Source organism: Deinococcus pimensis DSM 21231, assembly GCF_000519345.1.
Taxonomy (GTDB): domain Bacteria; phylum Deinococcota; class Deinococci; order Deinococcales; family Deinococcaceae; genus Deinococcus_A; species Deinococcus_A pimensis.
On record NZ_KI912630.1, the window covers coordinates 2,274 to 2,530 of the forward strand.

Below are 257 nucleotides of genomic sequence, written 5' to 3' on the forward strand. Positions count from 1 at the left end.
CTACCGCGGCCTGTTCTACGGCCCCAGCCTCGACCTCGCCGAGGTCCGCGAGTACCAGCCCGGCGACGAGGTGCGCCGCATGGACTGGAACGTGACCGCCCGCACGGGCCGCCTGCACGTCCGCCAGTACCGCGAGGAGCGCGAACTCACCGCGTGGCTCGTCGTGGACCGCTCCGCCAGCATGGACTTCGGCACGCGCCGCGTGCTCAAGCGTGACCTCGCCGCCGAGTTCGCGGGCCTCGCGGCGCTCGTCGTGA

The 257-nt window shown here is 73.2% G+C and carries 1 protein-coding gene; it reads left to right on the plus strand.

The genetic code is table 11. The annotated features are described in order from the left end of the window. Window positions 1-257: DUF58 domain-containing protein (locus DEIPI_RS28305; RefSeq protein WP_045233602.1), on the plus strand; the 257-nt coding region annotated here is incomplete at both ends.